Genomic DNA, 24547 nt, shown 5'->3' with positions numbered 1-24547 from the left:
ACCGCCTCGCGTGTCGAGCGGACGGCACGCTGTGCATACTCGGGGCATGAGCTCGCTGTCCCCCGCGCTCGCGGCCCATCTGCCGACCGGCATGCTCGCCGACGGCCAGTGGACCGCGGCCTCGGGCGGCCGCACCTTCGAGGTCGTCGACCCCGCCACCGGCGAGGTCCTGTTCGACGTCGCCGACGCCTCCCCCGAGGACGGGCGACGGGCGCTCGCCTCCGCGGCGGACGTCGCGTCCGCGTGGCGCGGCGTCGCGCCGCGCGAGCGCTCCGAGCTGCTGCGCGCCGTCTACGAGCGGATCGTCGCGCGCAGCGGCGCCTTCGCCTCCCTCATCACCGCCGAGTGCGGCAAGCCCCTCGCCGAGGCGCGGGCCGAGGTGACGTACGGCGCCGACTTCCTGCGCTGGTACGCCGAGCAGGCCGTCCGGGTCGAGGGACTCGTACGCACCGCCCCCGCCGGGGCGAACCGGCAGATCGTGCACCGGCGCCCCGTCGGTCCGGCGCTGCTGATCACACCGTGGAACTTCCCTATCGCGATGGCGACCCGCAAGATCGGCCCGGCGCTCGCCGCCGGGTGCCCCGTCGTGATCAAGCCGGCCCACCAGACCCCGCTCACCACCATGCTGGTCGCCGAGGTGATCCGCTCCGAGGCGGCGGAGCGCGGGCTCCCGCCGGGCATCGTGAACGTCGTGCCGACGGCGAGCTCCGGCGACCTCGTAGCGCCCCTGCTCACCGACGACCGGCTGCGCAAGCTGTCCTTCACCGGCTCCACGGCCGTCGGGCGCACGTTGCTGCAGCAGGCCGCCGACCAGGTGCTGCGCACGTCGATGGAGCTGGGCGGCAACGCGCCGTTCGTCGTCTTCGCCGACGCCGATCTCGACGCCGCCCTGGACGGCGCCACCGTGGCCAAGCTCCGCAACGCCGGCCAGTCGTGCGTCGCGGCCAACCGCTTCCTCGTGCACGACTCCGTGGCTCGCGAGTTCGCCCAGCGGCTCGCCGACCGGTTCGCGGGGCTCCGCGTCGGGCGCGGCGACGTGGACGGCGTCGACGTCGGGCCGCTCATCGACGCCGAGGCCGTCGAGAAGGTCGCCGAGCTCGTCGACGACGCCACGGACCGCGGCGCGCAGGTACTCACGGGCGGCGGGCGGCCCGACGGCCCCGGCACGTTCTTCCAGCCCACCGTGCTCGCCGGCGTCGACACCGACGCACGGGTCGTGCGCGAAGAGATCTTCGGCCCCGTGGCGCCCGTCGTCGCGTTCGCGGACGACGACGAGGCGTTCGCCCTCGCCAACGACACCGAGTACGGGCTCGCCGCCTACGCCTACACCACCTCGCTGGAGCGGGCGCTACGCGTCGGGGCCGAGATCGACGCCGGGATGATCGGGATCAACCGCGGGATGGTGTCGGACGCGAGCGCCCCGTTCGGCGGCATGAAGCAGTCGGGGCTGGGTCGCGAGGGCGGCGAGGCGGGCCTCGAGGAGTACCTCGAGACGGTGTACGTGGCGCTCTGAGCCGGGCGGCGGATGCCCTCGATCGAATCCGGTCAGGTTTCCCGCCGGACGGCGCGCCGTGATTTCCTACCGGCGTGACACGTGGCGAGGGGCGCGACCCGTTGGTGCGGTCCGCCGTCCGCCAGGGGGCGAGCGTGGCGCTCGCCACCGGCCTGTACGGCATCTCCTTCGGCGCCCTCTCGGTCGTGGCCGGCGTGAGCGTCCCGCAGACCATGGCGCTGAGCCTCCTGCTCTTCTCCGGCGGGTCGCAGTTCGCCCTCATCGGCGTCGTCGCCGCGGGCGGCTCTCCCGTCGCGGCCGTGGCGACCTCCACGTTGCTGGGCGCGCGCAACACGCTGTACGGCGCCGTCGTCGCACCACTGCTCGGGGTGCGGGGCTGGCGACGGCTCGCCGCCGCGCAGTTGACGATCGACGAGTCCACGGCGGTGGCCGTCGGACAGCGGGAGCCTGCCGCCACGCGGGCCGGGTTCTGGGTCACCGGGATCGGCGTCTTCGTGCTGTGGAACGCGTTCACGCTGCTCGGCGCGCTCGCCGGCGACGCCCTCGGCGACCCCCGCGCCTGGGGGCTCGACGCCGCCGCCGGGGCCGCGTTCCTCGCACTCGTGTGGCCGCGCCTCGCCGCGCGGCGCGCGCAGGTCGTCGCGGCCCTCGCCGTGGCCGTCACGGCAGCCTTGATCCCCGTCGCCCCGGCCGGGATCCCCGTGCTCGCGGCGGCCGCCGTCGCCATCGCCGTCGGGGTGCTCGCGACCCCGCGCACCCCGAGCGAGAGGGCGGAGGGCGCATGACCACCACCGTGCTGTGGGTCACCGTGATCGCCGCGTCCCTGCTCAGCTTCGGGCTCAAGCTCGCGGGGCACCTCATCCCCGAGCACTGGCTCGCGACCGACCGCGTGCAGCGGACGTCGACCCTGGTCACGGTGGCGCTCCTGGTGTCGCTCGTCGTGGTGCAGACGTTCGCGGACGGGCAGGCGCTCGTCGTCGACGCGCGCGTGCCCGCGCTCGCCGTCGCCGCGGTCGCTCTCGCGCTGCGGGCGCCGTTCATCCTCGTGGTGGTGCTCGCGGCTGCCACCGCGGCGGGCCTGCGCGCGCTCGGCTGGGGCTGACGCCCGCCGCGTCGCGGGGTGCGGACGGACTCCTCCGCGAGCTCCGCGCGCCCCGCGAGGCGAACCGCGTCACGACGAGGTCCCGGGGTCCTCCCGATCGTCACTAGGGTGGCCCGATGGCACTCTTCCGCGAGACCGCAGACGTCTCGGTACGCCCGGCGGTCCCCGGTGACGAGGACGCCGTCACCCGCGTCCAGGTGTCCGCCTGGCGGGCGACCCACGAGGTGGCGCTCGGCGACGGCGTCGTCGACGCCCTCGACACCGCCGCGATGCGTGAGCGCTGGTCCCGCGCGATCAGCACCCCGCCGGGCCCTGGCTTCGCCGTGCTCGTCGCGCTCGACGGCGCCGAGGTGGTCGGCTTCGCCGCGGTGGGCCCGGGCCAACTGGTGGCGCTCGAGGTCGAGCCGCGGCACCAGCGCGGCGGTCACGGTTCCCGGCTGCTGTCCGCCGCGGTCGACCGGCTCCGCACGGACGGCGCCGAGCAGGTCGTCACGTGGGTGCTCGACGACGACGCGGCGCGCGAGCGGTTCCTCTCCTCGTCGGGCCTCGGCCCGGACGGCACGTCGCGCACGCTCGCGACGGGCGTGCGCGACGTCGTCGAGCGGCGCTGGTCTGCCGCCATCTGACGGGCGCACGCCGGCCGAGGGCGCCCGCCCGCCGTCGTTCGCGGCGATTTTCCCTACCGCACGGTAGGTTTCTTGCTACGCTGCTCGGGTTGCACCGTCGCCGACCCCTGGAGCGCCCCGTGACCCTCGACCAGACCCTGCCCGCCGCCGTCGCGGACAGCACCCCCGAGCAGCCGTTCGACGTCGAACGGGTGCTCGCCTCGCTCACCCTCGAGGAGAAGGCCTCCCTGCTCTCCGGCCTCGACTTCTGGCACACCCAGCCGGTCGAGCGCGACGGCGAGACCGTCGTCCCCTCGGTCATGGTCACCGACGGGCCGCACGGCCTGCGCAAGCAGGCCGAGAGCGCCGACCACCTGGGGATCGGCAACAGCGTGCCCGCCACCTGCTTCCCCACGGCCGCCGCGCTCGGGTCCAGCTGGGACACCGACCTGCTGCGCCGGGTCGGCGCGGCCCTGGGGCGCGAGACCCGCGCGAACGACGTGGCCGTCCTGCTCGGCCCGGGCGTGAACATCAAGCGGTCGCCGTTGTGCGGGCGCAACTTCGAGTACTTCTCCGAGGATCCGGTGGTCGCCGGCGAGCTGGCCACGGCGCTCGTCGAGGGCATCCAGTCCCTCGGTGTCGGCACGTCGCTCAAGCACTTCGCCGCGAACAACCAGGAGGCGGACCGGATGCGCGTGTCGGCCGACGTCGACGAGCGCACGCTGCGGGAGATCTACCTGCCGGCCTTCGAGCGCGTCGTCACGAAGGCGCAGCCCTGGACCGTGATGTGCGCGTACAACAAGATCAACGGGGTCTACGCCTCGCAGCACGACTGGCTCCTGACCACCGTGCTGCGCGACGAGTGGGGCTTCGAGGGCCTCGTCGTCTCCGACTGGGGCGCGGTGCGCGACCGCGTCGCCGGCGTGGCGGCGGGGCTGGACCTCGAGATGCCGTCCTCCGGCGGCCGCACGGACGCCGAGGTCGTCGCCGCGGTCCGCGCCGGCGCGCTCGACGACGCGGTGGTCGACGCCGCCGCCCGGCGCGTGCTGCACCTCGTGGCGCGGTCCCTCCCGGCGCTGGGCGCCCCGGGCACGTTCGACGTCGATGCCCACCACGCGCTGGCCCGCGAGGCCGCCGCCGCGGGCACCGTCCTGCTGAAGAACGCCCCCCTCGACGGCGCGCCGCTGCTGCCCCTGGCCGACACGGCCGACGTCGTCGTGATCGGCGAGCTCGCCCGCACGCCGCGCTACCAGGGGGCCGGGTCGTCGCAGGTCAACCCGACCCGGCTCGACGACGCGCTCACCGCGCTGCGCGCGGCCGCCGGCACCGATGTCCCCTTCGCCCCCGGCTACGGCCTCGCCGAGGGCCCGGCCGACGACCGCCCCGCCGAGGCCCTGGCGGCCGAGGCCGTCGAGACCGCGCGCGGCGCCGGGACCGTGCTGGTGTTCCTCGGGCTGCCCGCGGCGTACGAGTCGGAGGGCTACGACCGCGAGCACCTCGACCTGCCGGCCGACCAGGTCGCCCTGCTGCACGCCCTCGCGGCGGTGAACCCGCGCCTCGTCGTGGTGCTCGCCGGCGGCTCCGCGATCTCCGTGTCGGCGTGGCAGGACGCGGCGCCCGCGCTGCTCACCGGCTGGCTCGGCGGCCAGGCCGGCGGCTCCGCCGTCGCCGACGTCCTCACGGGCGTCGTCACGCCGTCGGGCAAGCTCACCGAGACGCTGCCGCTGCGCCTCGAGGACACCCCGGCCTACGGGAACTTCCCCGGCGAGCTCGGGCACGTCCGCTACGGCGAGGGCGTGCTGGTGGGCTACCGCTGGTACGACGCGCGCCGGGTCGACGTCGCGTACCCGTTCGGGCACGGGCTGTCGTACACCACCTTCGCGTACGACGACGCCACGGCCGAGGTCTCCGGAGCGGGGGCCGACGCCCGGGTGCACGTCGCAGTGCGCGTGACGAACACCGGTGCCGTGGCGGGCGCCGAGGTCGTCCAGGTGTACGTCGGCGACCCGCAGGCCCAGGTGCAGCGGCCGGAGCGCGAGCTCAAGGCGTTCGCCAAGGTGCACCTCGAGCCCGGCGCGTCGCAGGTCGTCACGGTGGACCTCGATGCCCGCGACCTGTCGTACTGGCACCCCGTGCTGCGCCGCTGGGTGCTCGAGGGCGGCGAGTTCCGCGTCGCCGTCGGCGCGTCGTCCCGCGACCTGCGCGCCGAGCTGACCGTCGACGTCACCGGCGAGGACGTCACCCTGCCCCTGCACGAGCTGTCGACGCTCGGCGAGGCGCTGGAGCACCCGGTCGCGGGGCCGGTCGTCCGCAGCGCCCTCGACGGCGCCCCGATCGACCCGGGCATGCTGGCCATGGCCACCGACATGCCGCTCGCGGTCATCGCCGACTTCGGCCTGGCCGGCTTCGACCGGAGCGCCCTGGCCGAGCTCGTCGAGGCCGCGAACGGCTGACCTCGTTGTCCGACCGGTCGAGCCGGCCGGGACCCGGTCGATCCGGGTCTCGACGGGCTCGACCGGCGGGCGGGGACACCAGGCTCAGCCGGCGTCGGGGTCCACGAGGATCAGGCCGAGGTACGCCCGGAGGTCCGCGGCCATGTCGACGCGGTCGGCTCGCGGGAGCTCGAGCGAGTAGAGCCACTGGACCTGCAGGCCGTCCATGAGCGCGACGAGCGTGCGCGCTGCCACGGCGGCATCGACCCCCGGCCGGAGCCGACCGGCGCCGTCGAGCCGCGCCAGCTCGGTGCGCATGCGGGACACCGTGTCCCGGTACCGGGCCGCGAAGAAGTCGTGCGCCGGGTGCTCGACCGACGTCGCCTCAGCCGCGAGGCCCGCGAAGACCTCGACGACGGGCCGCCGCAGCGCGTTGCGCTCCACGAGCCGCACGATCGCCTCGAACAGCGAGCGCCCCTGCGCGAGGTCGGTGTCGACGTCGGCGAAGTCGACGGCGTCCCGGTGCTCCAGCACCGCCTCGAGCAGCGCCGCCTTCGTCGGGAAGTGGTGCAGCAGCCCGGGGTGCGAGATACCGACGCGCGCCGCGATCTCGCGCAACGACGCGCCGTGATAGCCGACCTCGGCGAACGTGACGATCGCCGCCTGCAGGATCTCCTCGCGCTTGGCCCGCCCCTTGGCATACCCCCGCCGGGGCGGGGCCTCGTCCTCGATCGTCGCGTCGCTCACGCCGCCATTCTCCCCTCGTTCCTCCCCTTCGTCCGACGGGACGGCTCACCCGCGCGCCGCTCAGCAGGCCCCTTGGCTCCAATACCTACCATGCGGTAACCTTCATTTCCGACCGGCTGGTAAGCATTGGTCGCCGCACGGGTCCGACGGTGGTCCCGGCAGAGAATCAGGAGTCGTCATGGCAGACGTTCAGGCCCTCGCAACGGCCGACCGGTCCCCCGCGTCCCCGCACCACCCGCCCGACGCCGGCCGGGCGCCCGCCGGCACGGGGACGGTCGTCGCCTACGTCCTCGCGTTCTTCGCGCTGTACATCGCGGTGCTCACGCCCGTGGTCAGCACGCTGGCGCTCAAGGTCGACGCCCTGTCCACCCCGGAGACGCGAGCCGCCAACCTCGCGGTCGTGACCGGCGTCGGCGCGTTCTTCGCGTTCGTGGCCAACCCGGTCGCGGGCGCCCTGTCCGACCGCACCACCTCCCGGCTCGGCATGCGGCGGCCCTGGCTGCTGTGGGGCGTGCTCCTCGGCGCCGTGGGCCTGCTGCTCATCGCGTTCGCCCCGTCGATCTGGGTCGTCGTGATCGGGTGGGCCGTCACGCAGGCCGCGATGAACGGCACCCAGGCCGCGCTCCAGGCGCTGCTGCCCGACCAGGTCGCCGAGTCCCAGCGCGCCCGCGTCTCCAGCCTTCTCGGCATGGCCCAGCAGCTCGCGCCCCTGGTCGGCATCGCGCTCGCCTTCGGGTTCACCGCCGCGGGCGCGAACGAGATCTGGATCTTCGTGGTCCCCACGTTGCTCGCCGTCGTCGGCGTGCTCGCCCTCGTCGCCGTCCTCAAGGACCGCCGGCTCGACCCCGCCGACGTCGCCCCGTTCCACCTCGGCGCCTTCCTCAAGGGCTTCTGGGTCTCGCCCCGCCGGCACCCCGACTTCGCGTGGACCTTCCTGGGCCGCTTCCTCATGCTGTTCGGCTTCGCGCTCTACAACACCTACCAGCTGTACTTCCTCATCGACCGGTTCGGCTTCGACGACGCCACCGCGCTGAGCTGGCAGCTGCGGCTCATGGTCGTGCAGGCCGCGGTCATGGTCGTCGCGTCCCTCATCGGCGGCGTGCTGTCCGACCGCACGGGGCGCCGCAAGATCTTCGTCGTCGTCGCCACCCTGCTCGCCGGCGCCGGCCTGCTGACGTTCGCCCTCGTCCAGGGCCCGGGGATGCTCTACCTCGGTGCGTTGCTGTTCGGCGCCGGACTCGGCGCCTACTTCGCCGTCGACCTCGCGCTCGTCACCGACGTGCTGCCGAACGCGGAGACCGAGGCGGCCAAGAACATGGGCGTGTTCAACATCGCCAACGCCCTGCCGCAGTCCGTGGCCCCGGCCCTCGCCCCGGTGTTCCTCGCCGTCGGCGCCGGCGGCAACAACTACACCGCGCTGTTCGCCGTCTCCGCGGTCGTCGTCGCCCTCGGCGCCGTGGCCACCCTGTTCATCCGAGGAGCCCGCTGATGAGCCACGCGACCACCCCGACCGACGCGCCCCCTGTGCCCGTCGACGCCCCGTACCGGGACGCGTCGCGCCCCGTCGCCGAGCGCGTCGCCGACCTGCTCGGACGCATGACCCTCGAGGAGAAGGCCGGCCAGCTCTTCCAGACCATGATCGAGGTGGGCGACGGCGGCGCGCTGTCCGAGGGCCCGTCCGCGATGGGCGTGCCCGCCACCACCGACCTGGTCGTGAAGCGGCAGATGACGCACGTCAACGTCCTCACGGCACCGCCCACCGCCCGGGAGCTCGCGCTCTGGCACAACCGGTTGCAGGAGCTCGCGGCGTCCACCCGGCTCGGCATCCCGGTCACGGTGTCCACCGACCCGCGGCACGCGTTCACCGACAACCCCGGCACCGCCCTGCTGTCGGGACCGTTCTCGCAGTGGCCGGAGACGCTCGGCCTCGCCGCTACGCGCGACGAGCGCCTGGTCGAGGAGCACGCCGACGCCGCGCGGCGCGAGTACCTCGCGGTCGGCATCCGCACCGCGCTGCACCCGCAGGTCGACCTGGCGACCGAGCCGCGCTGGGCGCGCGCCAACGGCACCTTCGGCGAGGACGCGGAGCTCACCGGCCGGATGGGCGCCGCGTACGTGCGCGGCTTCCAGGCCACGGGCGACGTCGCCCGCGAGGCAGGGCTGCCCGGCACGTTCGGCGAGCGCTCCGTGTCGACCATGACCAAGCATTTCCCGGGCGGCGGACCACAGGCCGACGGGGAGGACCCCCACTTCGCCTACGGCCGCGAGCAGGTGTACCCGGGCGGCCGCTTCGCCGAGCACCTGGAGCCGTTCAAGGCGCTGCTGGCCGCCGGCACCCGGCAGATGATGCCGTACTACGGCATGCCCGTGGGGCTCGAGACCGACCTCGGCGACGGCCCCGAGCAGGTGGAGCAGGTCGGCTTCGGGTTCAACCGGCAGATCCTCACCCGCCTGCTGCGAGGGGAGCTCGGCTTCGACGGGATCGTGTGCACCGACTGGGGCCTGGTGTCGGACGCCGAGATCCTGGGACAGCCGTTCCCGGCCCGCGCCTGGGGCGTCGAGCACCTCGCGCCGGCCGACCGCCTGGAGAAGATCCTCGCGGCCGGAGCCGACCAGCTCGGCGGTGAGGCGTGCCCCGAGCTCGTGGTGGAGCTGGTGCGCGCGGGGCGCGTCACCGAGGCCCGGGTCGACGAGTCCGTCGCCCGCCTGCTGGCCGAGAAGTTCGAGCTCGGCCTGTTCGACGACGCCCGCTACGTCGACGCCGACACCGCGGAGTCGGTCGTCGGGCAGGCCGAGCTCGTCGCGGCCGGGCGCCGGGCCCAGTCCCGGTCCGTGACGCTCCTCGCCGCGGCCGCCGCCGGCGCGGCGCGCCTCCCCCTGGCCGCCGGCACGCGGGTCTACGTCGAGGGCGCGGGGGACATCGACGACGGCGCCTCCGGCCCGGCGGGCACCACCGTCGTCGCCTCTCCCGCCGAGGCCGACGTCGCGCTGCTGCGTCTCAAGGCGCCGTACGAGGAGCGTGGCCCCGGCTTCGAGGGCTTCTTCCACGCCGGCTCGCTCGACTTCCCGGCGGACGTCGTCGCGCACGTGGCGGAGGTCGCGGCGCAGGTGCCGACCGTGGTCGACGTCTACCTCGACCGGCCGGCGATCCTCGCCCCGGTGCTCGAGGCGCTGGGCGAGCGCGGTTCGCTGGTCGTGAACTTCGGCGCCTCCACGCCGGCGCTGCTCGACGCGCTCACCGGCTCCGTGCCGCCCGAGGGCAGGCTGCCGTTCGACCTGCCGCGGTCGACGGCCGCCGTGGAGGCGTCCCGCGAGGACGTCCCGTTCGACACTGCCGCCCCGCTGTTCAGGTTCGGCCACGGCATCGCCCTCTGAACGGTCGTGGGCGACGGGGCGGCCCGGACGGCGCCGGTGCGAGGATGAGGCGGTGACCCATCCCCCCACCCGCACCGTCCGGGACGCCGCGGCGGGGATCGCCGTCCTCGGCGTCGCGAACTTCGTCGCGATCACCACCGAGGTGCTGCCGGTGGGGCTGCTGCCGCAGGTCGCCCGCGGCGTCGGAGTCTCGGAGTCGACCGCGGGCCTGCTGGTCACCGTCTACGCGTTCGTCGTGGCGGCCTTCGCGGTGCCGTTGACGATCGCCACCCGGTCCGTGGCCCGCAAGCCGCTGCTGCTCGCCACGCTGGCCACGTACGCGGCCAGCAACCTGCTGGTCGCCGTCGCGCCGTCGTACGCGGTCGTGGCGGGGGCCCGGGTGCTGGGCGGGCTCGGCCACGCGGTCTTCTTCTCCGTGTCGATCGCGTACGCGGCGCGGCTCGTGAGCCCCCTGTACACGGGGCGGGCCCTCACCCTGGTGACCGCGGGCGGCACGCTCGGCTTCGTGCTCGGCGTGCCGCTGTCCACCTCGCTGGGCGCCGCCGTGGGCTGGCGCTGGTCGTTCGGCGTGCTCGCCGCCGTGTGCGCGGTGACCGCGCTGCTCGTGGCGCGGCTGCTCCCCTCGCTCGCGGTGGAGGCGGCCGCTCCGCGCGACGCCGCGGCCGCCCGGCAGGGCCGAGCCCGCCTCGGGCTCGTGGTCGGCACCAACACGGTGCTCTTCGGCGGGCAGTACACCGTCTACACCTACATCTCGGTGCTGCTGCTGGCCGCCGGGCTGTCCGAGACGGCCGTCGGCCCCGTGCTGCTGGTGTTCGGGGCGCTGGGGCTGGTCGGCCTGTGGGGCGCCGCCCGCTACCTCGACCGCAGCCCGCGCGCCCTCACCCTCGTCGCGATGGCCGCGATCGCCGTGGCTCTGGTCGGGGTCGCCCTCGCGCTGCCGGGCACGGTCGGCGTGTTCCTGGCTGCGGGCGTGTGGCTGGCGGCGTTCGGCGCCATCCCCGCCACGTTCCAGGCCGCGGCGCTGCGCACCCAGGGGGCCACCCCGGACGTGGCCGGAGCGTTCGTCAACGCGACGTCGAACTTCGGGATCGGGCTCGGCGCGGCCGTCGGCGCGGCGGTGGTCGCCGGACCCGGCGCGCAGGCGCTGGCGCTGACCGGCGCCGCGATCGTCGCCGTCTCGCTCGTCGTCGTGCTGGTCGCGCGCCAGGCGTTCCCCCGCGACGCGTCCTAGCACGCTCGCCAGGCCGTAGCAGGGACGCCGCTCGCACGAGTCGTTCCCGCGGCGTCACGACGCCGTGACGTGCCCGTAGCACCCCGGTGCGACCGTGGTTCCCATGGACCTTCCGGGGGCATCGCGCGACGATCTGGCCGCACCGCTCGTGACCGACTACTTCGCGGCGCCCACGGACGCCGTCGCCGCGACGGTCGTCCACCAGGAGGCCGGGCCGTCCGTGCTGGCCCGCGGCTCCGGCCGCCCCCTCTTCGACACGGTGCGGCTCCCCGCCGTGGAGCCCTTCGTCATGCTCGGCCGTCTCGCGGAGGCGCTCTGCGCGCGCCCCTACGCCGAGGTCACGGCGCACCCCCGCCACGGTGCCCTCGTGGACGGGGCCGACGAGGGACCCTGGGTGGTGACCGTCTCGGACGAGCTCGCGAGCGCGCTGGCCGCCGCGGCGCCCGAGCGGCTGGCCGCCGTCGCCCGCGACTGGGCGACGACGGGCACGGCCGCCGCCCCCGACCGGCTCGCGCCCGCGTTCGTCGCGCTCGGCGAGCTCGCCGGCCGCGCGGGCCAGGTCCGGCACGCCCTCTACTGCTGGACGCGCCTCACGCCGCTGGGTCCCGCCGCCGTCGCGGCGGGACCGCCGAGCGGCGGCAGGGTCAGGACGTCGCGCCCGGCGTGAACATCGACGACGCCTTGCGCAGCGTCTCGCGCGCCCGGCGACGGTCGCCCGCCGCGTCGTAGGCGAACGCCAGGTGGTACCAGGACCTCCAGTCGTTCGGGGCCTGCTCCGCCGCGGCGCGGCGCTCCTCGAAGGCCTCGTCGGCCGCGGCCCGGTCGATCCGCCCGCCGGGCGAGCGCGGCAGGTCGTCCACGGGCAGCTCCCCCGTGGCGGCCAGGGTGTCGGCCATCTGCTGCACCCTGGCCGCGAGCCGGTACTCGCGGACGATGAGGACGATCACGAGCAGCGGGATGACCAGCACGGCGACGCCGATGGCGATCAGCACCGGCTCGCCCGTACGGATCATCGAGACGCCGCGCCCGGCGATCTGCCAGACGTACAACGCGAGCAGCGCGGTGACGGCGGCCGCCCCCGCGAGGCCGCGCGGCAGCCGCCGGCGCGGCGCCTCGCTCACGACAGGTCCAGCACGTTCTCGAGGCCCACCGTCAGCCCGGGGCGCGAGACGACCTCGCGCACGGCCAGCAGGACGCCAGGCATGAACGACGCCCGGTCGAACGAGTCCTGCCGGATCACCAGCTGCTCGCCCACGTTCCCGAAGAGGATCTCCTCGTGCGCCACCAGCCCGCGCAGCCGCACGGCGTGCACGCGCACGCCGTCGACGTCGGCCCCGCGCGCCTCGACGCCCGACTCGGTCGCATCGGGCATCGCCTGCAGGCCGGCCTCGGCACGCGCGCGGGCGATCGCCGCAGCGGTGTGCCGGGCGGTGCCCGACGGGGCGTCCACCTTGTCGGGGTGGTGCAGCTCGATCACCTCGGCCGACTCGAAGTACCGCGCCGCCTTTGCGGCGAACGTCATCGCGAGCACGGCGGACAGGCCGAAGTTCGGGGCGATGAGCACGCCGAGCCCGTCCTCGCGTCCCGCGTTGACGCGCTCGAGGTGCTCGGTGACGCGCCCGCGCGAGGCGTCGTCCCAGCCGGTGGTGCCGACGACGACGTGCGCGCCGGCGTCCAGCGCCGCGTGCACGTTGGCCTCCGTGGCCGCCGGGACGGTGAAGTCGACCGCGACGTCGGCGCCGGCCAGGCTGCTCGCGTCCACCGTGTCGCCCGCGTCGAGCCGGGCGACCAGCTCGAGGCCGTCCGCGTCGTCGACGGCCCGGCACACCGTGGCGCCCATCCGCCCGGCCGCGCCGAGCACGGCCACCTTGATGGTCTCGGTCATGGATGAGTCTCCGATCTCGTTCTTCATGTCGTCGGTCGAGCCTGTCGAGACCCGGTCCGTGGTCTCGACAGGCTCGACCCACGGACCGGCGTCAGTCGCCGAACGGGCCGACGCGGACGACGGACCGCGGCCGCGACGCCAGGTCGGCGGCGAGCTCGCGCACGTCGTCGGCCGTCACGGCGCGGACCCGCTCCAGCGACTCCTCGAGGCTCAGCAGCTCGCCGTACACGAGCTCGGCCTTGCCCAGCCGGCTCATCCGCGACCCGGAGTCCTCGAGGCCCAGGACGAGCCCGCCCGAGAGCTGGCCGATGCTGCGGGACAGCTCGGCGTCGGTGATGTTCTCGGCCGCCATGCGCTCCAGCTCGACGACCAGGAGCTCGGTGACCTGGTCGACCTTGGCGGGCGAGCAGCCCGCGTACAGCCCGAAGGTCCCGAGCCCGCCGTGACCGGAGGCGAACGAGTAGGTGGTGTAGGCCAGGCCGCGGCGCTCGCGCACCTCCTGGAACAGGCGCGACGACATCCCGCCGCCCAGGACGGCGTTGAGCACGGACAGCGTGAAGCGGCGGTCGTCGGTGGCCGCGAGGCCCGTGGACCCGACGATGACGTTCGCCTGCTCCACCTGGCGGCGCACCGTGAGCTCCACGCCGTCGTCGGGCACGCCCGACGTCTCCGCCGCGGTGGGGCGCCGGTCGCGCGGGGTCGCGCCCGCGCCCAGGTCCCAGCCACCGGTCCCGAGCACGTCCGCGACCTGCCCGACGAGCGCGTCGTGGTCGACACCACCAGCGGCGGAGACCACGAGGGTCTCGGGCCGGTAGTGCCAGCGGTAGTGCTCCCACACGGCGTCGCGGGGCACGGCGCGGATCGTGTCCGGGGTGCCGCCGATCGGTCGGCCGAGCGGGTGCGTCCCCAGCACGGCAGCCGAGAACTCCTCGTGCACGACGTCGCCCGGGTCGTCGTCGTTCATCGCGAGCTCTTCGAGGATGACGCCGCGCTCGGTCTCGAGCTCGCCCTCGTCGAGGCGCGCCGAGGTGACCATGTCGGCGATCACGTCGACCGCCATCGGCAGGTCGGCGTCGAGCACGCGCGCGTAGTAGCAGGTGTGCTCCTTGCCGGTGGCGGCGTTCGCCTCGCCGCCGACGGCGTCGAACGCCTCGGCGATGTCCATCGCCGAGCGCCGGGGCGTGCCCTTGAACAGCAGGTGCTCGAGGAAGTGGGTCGAGCCGAAGTGCCCGTCGGTCTCGTCGCGCGAACCCACGCCGACCCAGGCGCCCACCGTCGCCGAGCGCAGGCCCGGCATCGACTCGGTGAGCACACGAACACCGCCGGGCAGGACGGTGCGACGGATGGTCGCACCGTCCTGCCCGGCGGTCAGGTCGGCACCGGGCTCGCCCGCGGGGACGAGCGGGAGGTGCCAGGTCATCGGAGCGTCAGGCCTCCGCGGGTGCGTCGGCGGCGGGCTCGGCGGACTCGTCGGCCTTCTCGTCCTCGGTCACCGCGACCAGGGAGAGCTTGCCGCGCGGGTCGATCTCACCGATCTCGACCTGGACCTTCTGGCCCACGGACAGCACGTCGTCGACGTTCTCGACGCGCTTGCCGCCCACGAGCTTGCGGATCTGGCTGATGTGCAGCAGACCGTCCTTGCCCGGCGAGAGGGAGATGAACGCGCCGAACGACGTCGTCTTGACGACGGTGCCGACGAAGCGCTCGCCCACCTCGGGGACGTGCGGGTTGGCGATCGCGTTGATCGCCGCGCGGGCGGCCTCGGCCGAGGGGCCGTCGGTGGCGCCGATGTAGACGGTGCCGTCGTCCTCGATGGAGATGTCCGCGCCCGTCTCCTCCTGGATCTGGTTGATCATCTTGCCCTTGGGCCCGATGACCTCGCCGATCTTGTCGACCGGCACCTTCACGGAGATGACGCGCGGGGCGTTCGGGGACATCTCGTCGGGCACGTCGATCGCCTCGGCGAGCACCTCGAGGATGGTCAGGCGCGCGTCGCGGGCCTGGGTCAGCGCGCCGGCCAGGACCGACGCGGGGATGCCGTCGAGCTTGGTGTCGAGCTGGATGGCCGTGACGAACTCGCTGGTACCGGCGACCTTGAAGTCCATGTCGCCGAACGCGTCCTCCGCGCCCAGGATGTCGGTGAGGGCGGCGTAGCGGGTCTCACCGTCGACCGTGTCGGAGATGAGGCCCATGGCGATGCCCGCGACCGGCGCCCTCAGCGGGACGCCCGCGTTGAGCAGCGACAGCGTCGAGGCACAGACCGAGCCCATCGACGTCGAGCCGTTCGAGCCCAGCGCCTCCGAGACCTGGCGGATCGCGTAGGGGAAGTCCTCGCGGCTGGGCAGCACGGGCACGAGCGCCCGCTCGGCCAGCGCGCCGTGACCGATCTCGCGGCGCTTCGGGCTGCCGACGCGGCCCGTCTCGCCCGTGGAGAACGGCGGGAAGTTGTAGTTGTGCATGTAGCGCTTGCGCGTGACCGGCCCGAGCGAGTCGATCTGCTGCTCCATGCGCAGCATGTTCAGCGTGGTGACGCCCAGGATCTGGGTCTCGCCGCGCTCGAACAGGGCGGAGCCGTGCACGCGCGGGATGACCTCGACCTCGGCCGACAGGGTGCGGATGTCCGCAAGCCCACGACCGTCGATGCGCACGCCGTCGGTGAGCACCCGCTGGCGGATGAGCTTCTTCTGCAGCGCGCGGTACGCGGCCGACAGCTCCTTCTCGCGACCCTCGAAGCGCTCGCCGAGCGCGCCGAGCAGGCCCGTCTTGAGCTCGTCCAGGCGGTTCTCGCGGTCCTGCTTGTCCGCGATCGCGAGCGCGTCGCGCAGGGTCGGGGCGACCTCGGCCTCGACGGCGGCGAACGCGTCGTCCTGGTAGTCGAGGAAGACCGGGTACTCCTTGACCTCCTTGGCCGCCTGGGCGGCGAGCGAGGCCTGCGCCTCGCACAGCGCCTTGAGGAACGGCTTGGACGCCTCGATGCCCTGGGCGACGACCTCCTCGGTCGGCGCGGCGACACCCTCGGTCTTGATGAGCTTCCAGGCGTCGTCGGTCGCCTCGGCCTCGATCATCGCGATCGCGACGTCGTCGCCGACGACGCGGCCGGCCACGACCATGTTGAACACGGCGCGCTCGAGGTCCGAGTACTTCGGGAACGCGACCCACTGGCCGTCGATGAGCGCGACGCGCACACCCGCGACCGGGCCGGAGAACGGCAGGCCGGAGATCTGCGTGGACGCCGACGCGGCGTTGATCGCCAGCACGTCGTAGGCGTCGTCCGGGTGGATGGCCAGGACGTCGATGACGACCTGGACCTCGTTGCGCAGGCCCTTGACGAACAGCGGGCGCAGCGGGCGGTCGATGAGGCGGCAAGCCAGGATCGCCTCGGTCGAGGGGCGGCCCTCGCGGCGGAAGAACGAGCCGGGGATGCGGCCCGCGGCGTACATGCGCTCCTCGACGTCCACCGTCAGGGGGAAGAAGTCGAACTGCTCCTTGGGGTGCTTGCCGGCCGTCGTGGCCGACAGCAGCATCGTCTCGCCGTCCAGGTACGCGGCGACGGAGCCGGCGGCCTGGCGGGCCAGGCGGCCCGTCTCGAAGCGGACGGTGCGGGTGCCGAAGCGGCCGTTGTCGATGACGGCCTCGGCGAACTGGATCTCGGGACCCTCCACGGGTGCCCTCCTTGATCTCGAGGGCGCCGCCGCGGCTCGGCGGTCTTCGATCGAGGCCCACGGAGCCGGGCCCGGCCCGCGGGCCGGACGGTTCGGGGGGCCACTACCGAGGACCGGACGAGGATCCGGCGGCGCGATGGTGGTCCGACGGGCGGTCACCCGTCGTCGTGCGGTCAGTGTCTGTCGGGTCTGTCGGGTCTGCCGGCGCCGGGGGGCGGCGTCGTGCCGACAGGGACATCACACCAGACCAGCCCGGCCCCCGCGAGGGTGACCGGGCTGGCGGGCGGAGTCAGCGGCGCAGGCCGAGGCGCTGGATCAGCGCGCGGTAGCGCTCGATGTCGACCTTCTGCAGGTAGCCCTGCAGGCGGCGGCGCTGGCCGACGAGGAGAAGCAGGCCACGACGCGAGTGGTGGTCGTGCTTGTGCGCCTTGAGGTGCTCGTTCAGGTCGTTGATGCGCTGGGTGAGCAGCGCGATCTGCACCTCCGGCGAACCGGTGTCACCCTCGTGAGTGGCGTACTCGGTGATGATGGACTGCTTGGTGGCAGCGTCGAGCGGCATGGCTCTCCTTCGGTGTCGTTGCGCGGTGCTCCGGGACTCGTTCACCGGGGCGCTCTGGATCCGCGGCCGTTCGTACGGCCCCACCATGCTACCAGCGCGCGGCGTCGCCCCCGCCCCGGGCCGGGGCGGGGGCGACGTGCTCCTCGACACGCTCGACGGCGGCTCGGCGTCAGTCGTCGCCGTCGTGCCCGGCCGGGCCGCCGTCGACCTGCCGGAAGGTGCCGTCGTCCATGGCGAGCACTCCTGCGAACCGGAGCAGGTCGGTGATCGTCGTGATCATCTTCCCGCCGTCCACGCGGACGCCGTCCGCCGGCGTCCAGTGGTGGTTGAGGTAGGAGTCCTCGTCCTTCGTGAGCAGATAGACGAACGTCTCGCAGAGGATCCGGCTCCCGACGTCGCCCAGGAAGTTCCCGTTCCCCTGGACCTCGGCCTCCTTGAGGACGTAGTACCACAGCGGGGTGCCGCCGAGCTCCGCGAGCGCGTCCTTGACGTCCTGGCCCGCGCCGCGCGTGAGCTGCTCGACGGTCAGCGGCGTGACCTGCAGCGCCCTCGCCACGGCCTCCCCCGTCGGCAGGGAGAGCCAGTAGCCCCGCAGCAGGTTGCGCTGCGCGAGCTGCTTCAGCAGCGCCTTGACGCCGGGGTCCAAGCCCGCGTCGTTGCCCTCCTTGAGCATGGTGGACAGGCCGTTGGCGAGGAACGGGTCGATCTTTGTCGCCGAGCGCCTGCGGTCCGGGTCGCCCTTGTCGACGAACCGCGCCCAGTCGATCGGCCAGTTCGACGGCAGGGCGTCGCCGAAGCCGTCAGGGTTCAGCGAGCCCCCACCGGTGAACTCGAAGAGCTGGACGAGGCTCGCGAAGGCCGCCTTCGGGGGCGTCGGAGGCTGGCCGCCGGCCCCGAAGTTGAGGTTGAAGTCGTACCCGTTGCGCACCATCGAGTGCCCGAACCGGAACGCCGCCACCGCGAACTCGAGCGGCATCGCGACCGGCCGCCGTGGCCGGAACAGCAGGGACGGCTCCACGAGGACCTCGTCGAGCACCCCCGGCTTGGTGAGCGTCCGCAGGTAGTCGTTGACGACCAGCCACTGGTAGTGCCAGCGCACCAGCTGCTGCGCGCGGTCGAAGACGGCGCGGTCGTCCACCGTGAGCCACGGCTCGATGTCGCGGACCCGGTCGACGACGGCGTTATGGAACCGGATGTGGCCGAGGTGGAGCTGGGCGACGACGAGGTTCTCGTCGTTGCGGCCATCCGGGATCTTCGCGGTGCCGGGGACCGGCCGCTCGGCCGGGTCGACCGTCAGCGCATCGACCTCCGCCACGGTGAACCGCGGCAGGTCGCGCTGCGCGTCGTGGCCCGGCGCGACCAGGTCGAACCCGGGGACCGCGTCGGTGGCGACGCGACCGACCGCCAGCTTCGCGGGGTCGTCGCTCGCGTACGCCGCCTCGCTGCGCGTCGTCCTGCGGCCCGGCTCGCCCGGGAACCGTGGACCGCTGCCGTACAGGCTGTCGAGGTTGAGGAAGGGGTGGCGCCCGTTGTGCAGGCTCGCGACGACGGTCTCCGGCGGGAACGCCGTGAAGGGGTCGCTCACGATGTCGCCCAGGACCAGGTCACCGGCCCGTGGCGGGTCGTCGGCGGAGGGCGGGTTGTCGGGGCCGTTCGTGTTGAGCGTGATGTCATGGTCGATGAACTGCCCCCAGTACGTGTAGACCGCGGGGATCGTCGAGTCCAGGTCGGGGTTCGGCGGACCCCCGGGCTCCACCATCGCGGCGCCGAGCTTCTTCAGCGCCGCCACCACGGCCGTCACCCGTGCGTTCGAGATCGGCCCTTCGGGCGGCGTGCCCTCGTCGTCGACCGGCAGGTGCGCGGCGGGGAACCGGCCCCGCAGGTCACGGAAGAGGTAGTCGAACGACGTCGTCGCGTTGAACCGGCCGTCGATGATGTCCCGCAGCACCGCCATCTCCGTGTCGTGCAGGAGCGGGGCCGGCGACGTCGGCGGGTGCGGGTCGGGTCGCGGCCGCGGTCGCGGTCGCACGCTTCCCCCGTGCCTGACGCTGCGCACGGTGCGGCCGACGGGCGTGGCGTTGAGATCCGGCTCCGGTGCGGGGGCTGCGTTCTCGGTGGTCTCCTGAGCCGTCATGGCTCCGCCTCTCGGGAGGTGCGGGCGCCGGGCGCGCGACCCGGCGCGGAGCGGGTCCCGGGCCACCGAGGGAGGCGGCCCGGGACGGCGCGCTGCGACGCGACCACCGCCGTGGAGCAGGGAGGGCGGTGGCGCGTCGCGACGGGTCCGCGGTACCACCGCGGCCCACGGGCCGGGCGCAGCCCGGTCCGTCACGCCAGGAAGGAGGGGCCCCGAGGTTCCCTGTGACCGACCGCGCGCACTTTCACCCGCTCCACGGCGCCGGGCCGGACAGGACGGACGTCAGCGCAGGATGTCGCGCGCCCGCGCGACGTCGGCGTGCATCTGCTCGACGAGCGGCTCGATGCCGTCGAAGCGCAGCGTCGGGCGCAGCCGCTCGACCAGCTCCAGCACGACGGTCTCGCCGTACAGGTCCAGGTCGTCGCGGTCGAGCACGTAGGCCTCGACTCGGCGTTCCACGCCGTCGAACGTCGGGTTGGTACCCACCGAGATCGCGGCGGGCAGGTCGGCGTCGGGGTCGCCGGGGCGGGTCTCCGCGAGCCGGGGCCGCAGCAGCCGCCCGGCGTACACGCCGTCCGCCGGGACCATGCCCTCGGCGTGCCCGAGGTTCGCCGTCGGGAACCCGAGCTCGCGGCCGCGGGCGTCACCGTGCACCACGGTGCCGCGCACCCGGTGGGGCCGGCCGAGCACCTCGGCAGCCTGGGCGACGTCGCCCTCGGCGAGCAGCGCCCGGGCGGCCGACGACGACCAGCGCTCGCGCGCGCCCGCGCTGCCGGCGGCGCACTCGCCGACGTCGTCCACGGCCACGACCTCGAAACCGTGCGTGCCGCCGAGCTCCACCATCGTGGCGAGCGTGCCGGCGTTCCCCTTGCCGAACCGCACGTCGTGACCCACCACGACCGTCCGGGCACCGAGCCCGTCGACCAGGTAGCGCGTGACGAACTCCTCCGGCGTCTGCGCGGCGAGGTCGAGCGTGTACGGGACCACCAGCACGGCGTCCAGCCCGGCCCGGCCCATCAGGTCGAGCCGGTCGCGCAGGCCCGTCAGCAGCTCGGGGGCCGTCTCAGGTCGGTGCACCTGGGCCGGGTGCGGGTCGAAGGTGAGCGCCACCGCCGAGCGGTCGTCGGCGTGGGCCAGGCCCACGAGGCGACGGAGGACGGCCTGGTGGCCGCGGTGGACGCCGTCGAAGTTTCCGATCGTGACGACAGACGGGCCGAACCCACCCGGGACCTGGTCCAGGTCCGTGAACACCTGCACGCGTCGCGCTCCGTCTCGTCGATGGTCGGCTGGTCGGCGCCCGTACCGGCCGCCGACCGTCAAGGATAGACCGCTGCCGCGGGACGGACGCCGCGCCTGGCCGCCGTCAGGAGGGCAGCACCGCCGCGGCGGCCTCGAGGTAGCGCGCGCCGTCGAAGTCGTCGAGCAGGGCCCGCTGCACGAGGAAGCCCTGGCCGAGCCCCAGCATCACGGGGAGCAGCAACCGCGCCGCAGCGTCGGGCCCGTCGGGCGCCACGTCGGGTCGCGCCCCGAACCACGCCTGCAGCGCAGCGGTCAGGACGTTCCTCAGGTCCACGACGACGTGTTGGACGACGTCGTGGATCACCGGGTCCACCGTGGACTCCGCCCAGAGCTGCACGAGCACCTTGCCGTCCTCGAGGTCTCGGGTCATGCCGCCTGTGAGGATCGTGAGGACCTCGATCGGCGACGGCGGGACGCCGTCTCCGCCGGCGGCGTCGATCTCCGTGCTGCGCCGGGAGAGCACCTCCTCGGCGACCGCGGCGAAGAGCGCCTGCTTGCCGTCGTAGTGGCCGTAGATCGCGCCCGCGGACAGCCCCGACTCGGCGACGACGTCGGAGATGGAGGCCCGCTGGTAGCCCTTGGCGGAGAACGCCCGCAGGGCGGCCGCCCGGATCTGTGCGCGGCGCGCCTCGCGGTGCGCCTCGGTCACTCGCGGCATGAGACCCCTTCCCGAGGGCACGGACGGACGGTTGACAAGTCTAGGGACCCGAGAGGACTCTATATAAAGAACGAACATTCGTTTTTTGATTCGACCTCGGAGCATGCCATGCCCTCCCCCACGGAGACCACCGACCCCGTCCCCCGCCCCGTCGAGCGCCCCGCACCGCACACGCCGTGGGGCCGCGTCGTCGCCCTGGCCCTCGGCGTCGCCGCCGTCGTCGGTGTCCTCGTGCTCGCCTTCTCCTGGCCCGCCGTCACGGCCGAGCCGAAGGACGTCCCCGTCGCGGTCGTCGGCCCGGACCAGGCGGTGGCCGGCCTCGAGACGTCGCTCGAAGCGGCGCAACCCGGCGTCGTGGACCTCGTCCCCGTCGACTCCCGAGACGCCGCGGTCGGCGCGATCGAGGCCCGCGACGCCTACGGCGCGATCGTGCTCGGCGAAGCGCCCGAGGTGCTCACCGCCTCGGCCGCGAACAGCGCCACGCACCAGCTCCTCACCGCGGCCGCAGGGCAGCTGCAGGCCGGGCTCGCCCAGCAGGCGCAGGCCGCGGGCGACCCGGCGGAGCCGCCCACCGTCACGGTGACCGACGTCGTCCCTCTGTCCGCCGACGACCCGCGCGGCACCGGCCTCGCGGCCGCCCTGTTCCCCCTGGTCCTCGGCGGGATCGTCGGCGGCGTCGGCATCTCACTCCTCGTGGTGGGGGCACTGCGCCGCGTGCTGGCCGTCACCGTCTACGCCGCCGCGGGCGGCGTCGTCCTCGTCGCCGTGCTGCAGTCATGGTTCGGGGCGCTGCAGGGCGACTGGTGGACCAACGCCGGGGGCGCCGCGCTCGCGCTCGCCGCCGTCGCCGCCCCCATCACCGGTCTGGTGGCCCTGCTGGGCCGCGCCGGGATCGCGCTCGGCGCGGTGACGATGATGCTGGTCGCCAACCCGATCTCGGGCGCCACCGTGCCGCCGGAGTTCCTCCCGTGGCACTGGGGCGCGATCGGCCAGTGGTTCCCGCCCGGCGCGGGCGCCACCCTGCTGCGCGACCTCTCCTACTTCCCGGCCGCCGACGCCGCACAGGCCTGGCTCGCCCTCGGGGCCTGGGCCACGGTGGGCGTCGCGCTGTCGCTCGTCGGGCATCTGCGCACCGCCGGCGGCGCCGAGCCCGACGCCGAGGCCGCGCGCGACGAGGCGCTCGAGCGCGCCGCCCACCGCGGCGAGCCCGCGCACCGCGGCGAGCCGACGCACCGCGGCGAGCCTGCGCTTCGCGGCTGAGTGGCGCCGAGGGCCGCCCCGGCCGGTCAGCCGCCGGCCGGGGCGAGGACGAGAACGGGCTTGGCCAGCGACTCCCCCCGCCGGCGGGTGTCCTCCAGGAGCGCCACGAGCGTGCCGTCGGGGCCGATCGCGGCGACCGTGCCCCGCTCGCCGCTGGCGGGCACCCACTGGCCGTAACCGAGGGCGCGCGCCTCGTCCGCGGAGAGCTCCCGCACCGGGAACGTCGCGCGCGCCGCGTCGGCGAGGGGCAGCGTGGCGAGCACGCCGTCGGCGTCGGCCTGCGCCTCCAGCTCCTCGAGCGTCCGGGCGCCCGCCAGCTCGTAGCCGCCCACCCGGGTGCGGCGCAGCGCCGTGAGATGGCCACCGGTCCCGAGCGCGGCGCCGAGGTCGCGGGCCAGGGCGCGGACGTACGTGCCCGACGAGACGACGACCTCGACGTCGACGTCGAGCACAGGGACACCTTCGGGCGTCGTCGAGGCCCGCGTGCCGAGCACGTCGAAGCGGCTCACGGTGACCGGGCGGGCCTCGAGGACGACGTCCTCCCCCGCCCGGGCGCGCGCGTAGGCCCGCTTGCCGTCCACCTTGATCGCGCTCACGGTGGTGGGCACCTGCCGGATGTCTCCGGTCAGCACCGCGACCTCCCGCGCCAGCGCCGCGCCGTCCACGCCCCCGCCGGCCCCGAGCGTCTCGACGACCTCGCCCTCGGCGTCGTCCGTCGTGGTGGCGACGCCGAGGCGCATCGTGGCCTGGTACGCCTTGTCGGCGCCGACCACGTAGGTCAGGAGCTTCGTGGCGCGCCCCACCCCGACGACGAGCACGCCCGTCGCCATGGGGTCGAGGGTGCCCGCGTGGCCGACCTTGCGCGTGCCGGCCAGCCGCCGGCAGCGCCCGACCACGTCGTGACTCGTCCAGCCCGCCGGCTTGTCCACGACGAGGAGGCCGTCGGGCGCGGTCGGGCGGCGGGGCGGCTGCGCGGGACGCGCCGGTGCGGTCATAGGTTCTCCGTGGTTCGTCGCGGGTCGTGGGTCAGACGCGGGTGGCGTCCAGTTGCGCCTTGGTGAGCACCGCGCGGACCTCGAGCCCCAGGTCCGCGAGCGGCGCAGCGTCCGCCGGGCTGCGGTCGATGGCACACAGCACCGTCTCGACGACGGCGCCTTCTGCGCGCAGCGCGAGCGTCGCGTCGCGGACCGCGCCGCCCGTCGTCACGACGTCCTCGACGAGGGTGACGCGACGGCCGGCGACCGGAGGGCCTTCGACGAGCTTCGCCGTCCCGTACCGCTTGGCCTCTTTGCGCACGAACAGTGCGGGCCGCCCCGTCAGGGAGCTGAGCACGGTCACCAGGGGCACGCCGCCGAGCTCCAGGCCGCCGAGCAGATCCGTACCGTCGGGGACCAGCGGCACCATGCGCGCCGCGACGCGGGCCAGGAGCGCCGGGTCCGTCTCGAACAGGTACTTGTCGAAGTACTCGGACGTCACCTGCCCGCTGCGCAGCGTGAACGTGCCGGTGAGCCAGCAGGCCCGGTCGACGTCGCGAGCCAGGTCGGGGTCGTCGCCGTGAAGGGTCATGACCACATCCTGGCGCACGGTGTCGGCCGGGCGTCGGCTCCGCTCAAGCCTCGGGCTCGTCGTCCTCCGAAGGCTTGCGGTACGGGTCCTCGTCGCCGGCGAAACCCTTGCCCTCGCGCAGGGCGGCGAGCTCGGCGTCGCGGCGTCGTGCCTCGAGGAGCGCCGCGTCCAGGTGGGCAGCGTTCTCCGGCATCGAGTCCAGGAAGAACTCGATGGTCGGGGTGAGCCGCACGCCGGTCTGCTTGCCGACCTCCGAGCGGATCATGCCCTTGGCGCTCTCCAGCGCCGCGGCGGTGCCGGCCCGCTCCTCGTCCGTGCCGAACACCGTGTAGAACACCGAGGCGTTCTGCAGGTCGCCCGTGACGCGGACGTCCGTCACGGTGACGAAGCCGAGACGCGGGTCCTTGATCCGCGTGTCGAGCAGCTGCGCGACGATCTCCTTGATGCGGTCCGCGAGCTTGCGGGCGCGCGGGTTCTCGGGCCTGTCGCCCTTGGGGCCGGGCATGTGTGTCTCCCTCT

At 74.4% G+C, this 24547-nt stretch carries 22 protein-coding genes; 10 read left to right on the top strand and 12 right to left on the bottom strand.

Annotated features, from left to right (window positions below; genetic code table 11):
- The first annotated feature begins 46 nt into the window (after window positions 1-46).
- The 5 genes from B5Y66_RS19280 to B5Y66_RS19260 all read left to right on the top strand — a co-directional run bounded on the left by B5Y66_RS19280 (window position 47) and on the right by B5Y66_RS19260 (window position 5673).
- Window positions 47-1513, top strand: coding sequence for an NAD-dependent succinate-semialdehyde dehydrogenase (locus tag B5Y66_RS19280; RefSeq protein ID WP_079576216.1), 1467 nt, complete (start codon window positions 47-49; stop codon window positions 1511-1513).
- Window positions 1514-1587: 74 nt separating this feature from the next.
- Window positions 1588-2298 carry an AzlC family ABC transporter permease gene (locus B5Y66_RS19275; RefSeq protein WP_079576215.1) on the top strand — a complete coding sequence of 237 codons (711 nt, stop codon included), beginning with the start codon at window positions 1588-1590 and terminating at the stop codon, window positions 2296-2298.
- On the top strand, window positions 2295-2615 hold the full coding sequence (locus B5Y66_RS19270; RefSeq protein ID WP_079576214.1) for an AzlD domain-containing protein: 321 nt from the start codon (window positions 2295-2297) through the stop codon (window positions 2613-2615). Before B5Y66_RS19275 ends, B5Y66_RS19270 begins: the two co-directional genes overlap by 4 nt.
- 116 nt (window positions 2616-2731) lie before the next feature.
- Window positions 2732-3241: a GNAT family N-acetyltransferase gene (locus B5Y66_RS19265; protein ID WP_079576213.1), complete on the top strand. Its 510-nt coding sequence runs from the start codon at window positions 2732-2734 to the stop codon at window positions 3239-3241.
- 119 nt (window positions 3242-3360) lie between these two features.
- On the top strand, window positions 3361-5673 hold the full coding sequence (locus B5Y66_RS19260) for an aryl-beta-d-glycosidase (RefSeq protein ID WP_079576212.1): 2313 nt from the start codon (window positions 3361-3363) through the stop codon (window positions 5671-5673).
- 84 nt (window positions 5674-5757) lie between these two features.
- On the opposite strand, the gene B5Y66_RS19255 is transcribed toward B5Y66_RS19260, so the two are convergent.
- On the bottom strand, window positions 5758-6399 hold the full coding sequence (locus B5Y66_RS19255; RefSeq protein ID WP_245807221.1) for a TetR/AcrR family transcriptional regulator: 642 nt from the start codon (window positions 6397-6399) through the stop codon (window positions 5758-5760).
- Between the two features lie 178 nt (window positions 6400-6577).
- On the opposite strand from B5Y66_RS19255, the gene B5Y66_RS19250 reads away from it, so the two are divergent.
- From B5Y66_RS19250 to B5Y66_RS19235, 4 genes are all read left to right on the top strand, one after another.
- The gene (locus B5Y66_RS19250; protein WP_079576211.1) at window positions 6578-7888 is read left to right on the top strand and encodes an MFS transporter; all 1311 of its coding nucleotides are present in this window, start codon (window positions 6578-6580) and stop codon (window positions 7886-7888) included.
- Window positions 7888-9774, top strand: coding sequence for a glycoside hydrolase family 3 protein (locus B5Y66_RS19245; protein ID WP_079576210.1), 1887 nt, complete (start codon window positions 7888-7890; stop codon window positions 9772-9774). Before B5Y66_RS19250 ends, B5Y66_RS19245 begins: the two co-directional genes overlap by 1 nt.
- 52 nt (window positions 9775-9826) lie before the next feature.
- Window positions 9827-11005 carry an MFS transporter gene (locus tag B5Y66_RS19240; protein ID WP_079576209.1) on the top strand — a complete coding sequence of 393 codons (1179 nt, stop codon included), beginning with the start codon at window positions 9827-9829 and terminating at the stop codon, window positions 11003-11005.
- 103 nt (window positions 11006-11108) lie between these two features.
- On the top strand, window positions 11109-11672 hold the full coding sequence (locus tag B5Y66_RS19235; RefSeq protein ID WP_176168929.1) for a hypothetical protein: 564 nt from the start codon (window positions 11109-11111) through the stop codon (window positions 11670-11672).
- Here B5Y66_RS19235 and B5Y66_RS19230 read toward each other — a convergent pair.
- The 8 genes from B5Y66_RS19230 to B5Y66_RS19195 all read right to left on the bottom strand — a co-directional run bounded on the left by B5Y66_RS19230 (window position 11650) and on the right by B5Y66_RS19195 (window position 21202).
- A complete protein-coding gene (locus tag B5Y66_RS19230; protein WP_079576208.1) occupies window positions 11650-12126 on the bottom strand; it encodes a tetratricopeptide repeat protein in 477 nt (158 codons plus the stop codon). The genes B5Y66_RS19235 and B5Y66_RS19230 overlap by 23 nt on opposite strands.
- Window positions 12123-12890, bottom strand: coding sequence for a 4-hydroxy-tetrahydrodipicolinate reductase (dapB, locus tag B5Y66_RS19225; RefSeq protein ID WP_079576349.1), 768 nt, complete (start codon window positions 12888-12890; stop codon window positions 12123-12125). Before dapB ends, B5Y66_RS19230 begins: the two co-directional genes overlap by 4 nt.
- A 91-nt stretch (window positions 12891-12981) precedes the next feature.
- A complete protein-coding gene (locus B5Y66_RS19220) occupies window positions 12982-14310 on the bottom strand; it encodes a M16 family metallopeptidase (RefSeq protein WP_079576207.1) in 1329 nt (442 codons plus the stop codon).
- A gap of 7 nt (window positions 14311-14317) precedes the next feature.
- Window positions 14318-16552: a polyribonucleotide nucleotidyltransferase gene (locus tag B5Y66_RS19215; RefSeq protein ID WP_079576206.1), complete on the bottom strand. Its 2235-nt coding sequence runs from the start codon at window positions 16550-16552 to the stop codon at window positions 14318-14320.
- Window positions 16553-16841: 289 nt separating this feature from the next.
- Window positions 16842-17111 (bottom strand): 30S ribosomal protein S15, encoded by a 270-nt coding sequence (rpsO, locus tag B5Y66_RS19210; RefSeq protein ID WP_079576205.1) that lies wholly within the window; start codon window positions 17109-17111, stop codon window positions 16842-16844.
- Between the two features lie 169 nt (window positions 17112-17280).
- A complete protein-coding gene (locus B5Y66_RS19205; RefSeq protein WP_079576204.1) occupies window positions 17281-19245 on the bottom strand; it encodes a peroxidase family protein in 1965 nt (654 codons plus the stop codon).
- Between the two features lie 282 nt (window positions 19246-19527).
- A complete protein-coding gene (locus B5Y66_RS19200; protein WP_079576203.1) occupies window positions 19528-20502 on the bottom strand; it encodes a bifunctional riboflavin kinase/FAD synthetase in 975 nt (324 codons plus the stop codon).
- 106 nt (window positions 20503-20608) lie between these two features.
- The gene (locus tag B5Y66_RS19195) at window positions 20609-21202 is read right to left on the bottom strand and encodes a TetR/AcrR family transcriptional regulator (RefSeq protein ID WP_176168928.1); all 594 of its coding nucleotides are present in this window, start codon (window positions 21200-21202) and stop codon (window positions 20609-20611) included.
- Window positions 21203-21310: 108 nt separating this feature from the next.
- Here B5Y66_RS19195 and B5Y66_RS19190 point away from each other — a divergent pair, with 108 nt between their 5' ends.
- Entirely contained in the window at window positions 21311-22462 is a 1152-nt protein-coding gene (locus tag B5Y66_RS19190; protein ID WP_079576201.1) for a hypothetical protein, read from the top strand.
- A 26-nt stretch (window positions 22463-22488) separates the two neighbouring features.
- On the opposite strand, the gene truB is transcribed toward B5Y66_RS19190, so the two are convergent.
- The 3 genes from truB to rbfA are packed head-to-tail and all read right to left on the bottom strand — an operon-like array spanning window position 22489 to window position 24533.
- Entirely contained in the window at window positions 22489-23457 is a 969-nt protein-coding gene (gene truB, locus B5Y66_RS19185) for a tRNA pseudouridine(55) synthase TruB (protein WP_079576200.1), read from the bottom strand.
- Window positions 23458-23488: 31 nt separating this feature from the next.
- Window positions 23489-24028, bottom strand: a complete 540-nt coding sequence (gene pyrE, locus B5Y66_RS19180; protein WP_079576199.1) for an orotate phosphoribosyltransferase — start codon at window positions 24026-24028, stop codon at window positions 23489-23491.
- Between the two features lie 43 nt (window positions 24029-24071).
- Window positions 24072-24533 (bottom strand): 30S ribosome-binding factor RbfA, encoded by a 462-nt coding sequence (gene rbfA, locus B5Y66_RS19175; protein WP_079576198.1) that lies wholly within the window; start codon window positions 24531-24533, stop codon window positions 24072-24074.
- Between the last annotated feature and the right edge of the window lie 14 nt (window positions 24534-24547).

The organism is Krasilnikoviella flava (assembly GCF_900167525.1).
Taxonomy (GTDB): Bacteria; Actinomycetota; Actinomycetes; order Actinomycetales; family Cellulomonadaceae; genus Isoptericola; species Isoptericola flavus.
Note: the sequence above shows the minus strand (reverse complement) of the source record. Positions and strands in the feature narration are given on the sequence as shown.

Bases quoted from the DNA above. Each gene is read 5' to 3' on its own strand.
- B5Y66_RS19270 (WP_079576214.1), top strand. From the start codon at position 2,295: ATGACCACCACCGTGCTGTGGGTCACCGTGATCGCCGCGTCCCTGCTC.
- B5Y66_RS19245 (WP_079576210.1), top strand. From the start codon at position 7,888: ATGAGCCACGCGACCACCCCGACCGACGCGCCCCCTGTGCCCGTCGAC.
- dapB (WP_079576349.1), bottom strand. From the start codon at position 12,890: ATGACCGAGACCATCAAGGTGGCCGTGCTCGGCGCGGCCGGGCGGATG.
- rbfA (WP_079576198.1), bottom strand. From the start codon at position 24,533: ATGCCCGGCCCCAAGGGCGACAGGCCCGAGAACCCGCGCGCCCGCAAG.
- truB (WP_079576200.1), bottom strand. From the start codon at position 23,457: ATGACCGCACCGGCGCGTCCCGCGCAGCCGCCCCGCCGCCCGACCGCG.
- B5Y66_RS19235 (WP_176168929.1), top strand. From the start codon at position 11,109: ATGGACCTTCCGGGGGCATCGCGCGACGATCTGGCCGCACCGCTCGTG.
- B5Y66_RS19265 (WP_079576213.1), top strand. From the start codon at position 2,732: ATGGCACTCTTCCGCGAGACCGCAGACGTCTCGGTACGCCCGGCGGTC.
- B5Y66_RS19250 (WP_079576211.1), top strand. From the start codon at position 6,578: ATGGCAGACGTTCAGGCCCTCGCAACGGCCGACCGGTCCCCCGCGTCC.
- rpsO (WP_079576205.1), bottom strand. From the start codon at position 17,111: ATGCCGCTCGACGCTGCCACCAAGCAGTCCATCATCACCGAGTACGCC.
- B5Y66_RS19205 (WP_079576204.1), bottom strand. From the start codon at position 19,245: ATGACGGCTCAGGAGACCACCGAGAACGCAGCCCCCGCACCGGAGCCG.
- B5Y66_RS19280 (WP_079576216.1), top strand. From the start codon at position 47: ATGAGCTCGCTGTCCCCCGCGCTCGCGGCCCATCTGCCGACCGGCATG.
- B5Y66_RS19195 (WP_176168928.1), bottom strand. From the start codon at position 21,202: ATGCCGCGAGTGACCGAGGCGCACCGCGAGGCGCGCCGCGCACAGATC.
- B5Y66_RS19220 (WP_079576207.1), bottom strand. From the start codon at position 14,310: ATGACCTGGCACCTCCCGCTCGTCCCCGCGGGCGAGCCCGGTGCCGAC.
- pyrE (WP_079576199.1), bottom strand. From the start codon at position 24,028: ATGACCCTTCACGGCGACGACCCCGACCTGGCTCGCGACGTCGACCGG.
- B5Y66_RS19190 (WP_079576201.1), top strand. From the start codon at position 21,311: ATGCCCTCCCCCACGGAGACCACCGACCCCGTCCCCCGCCCCGTCGAG.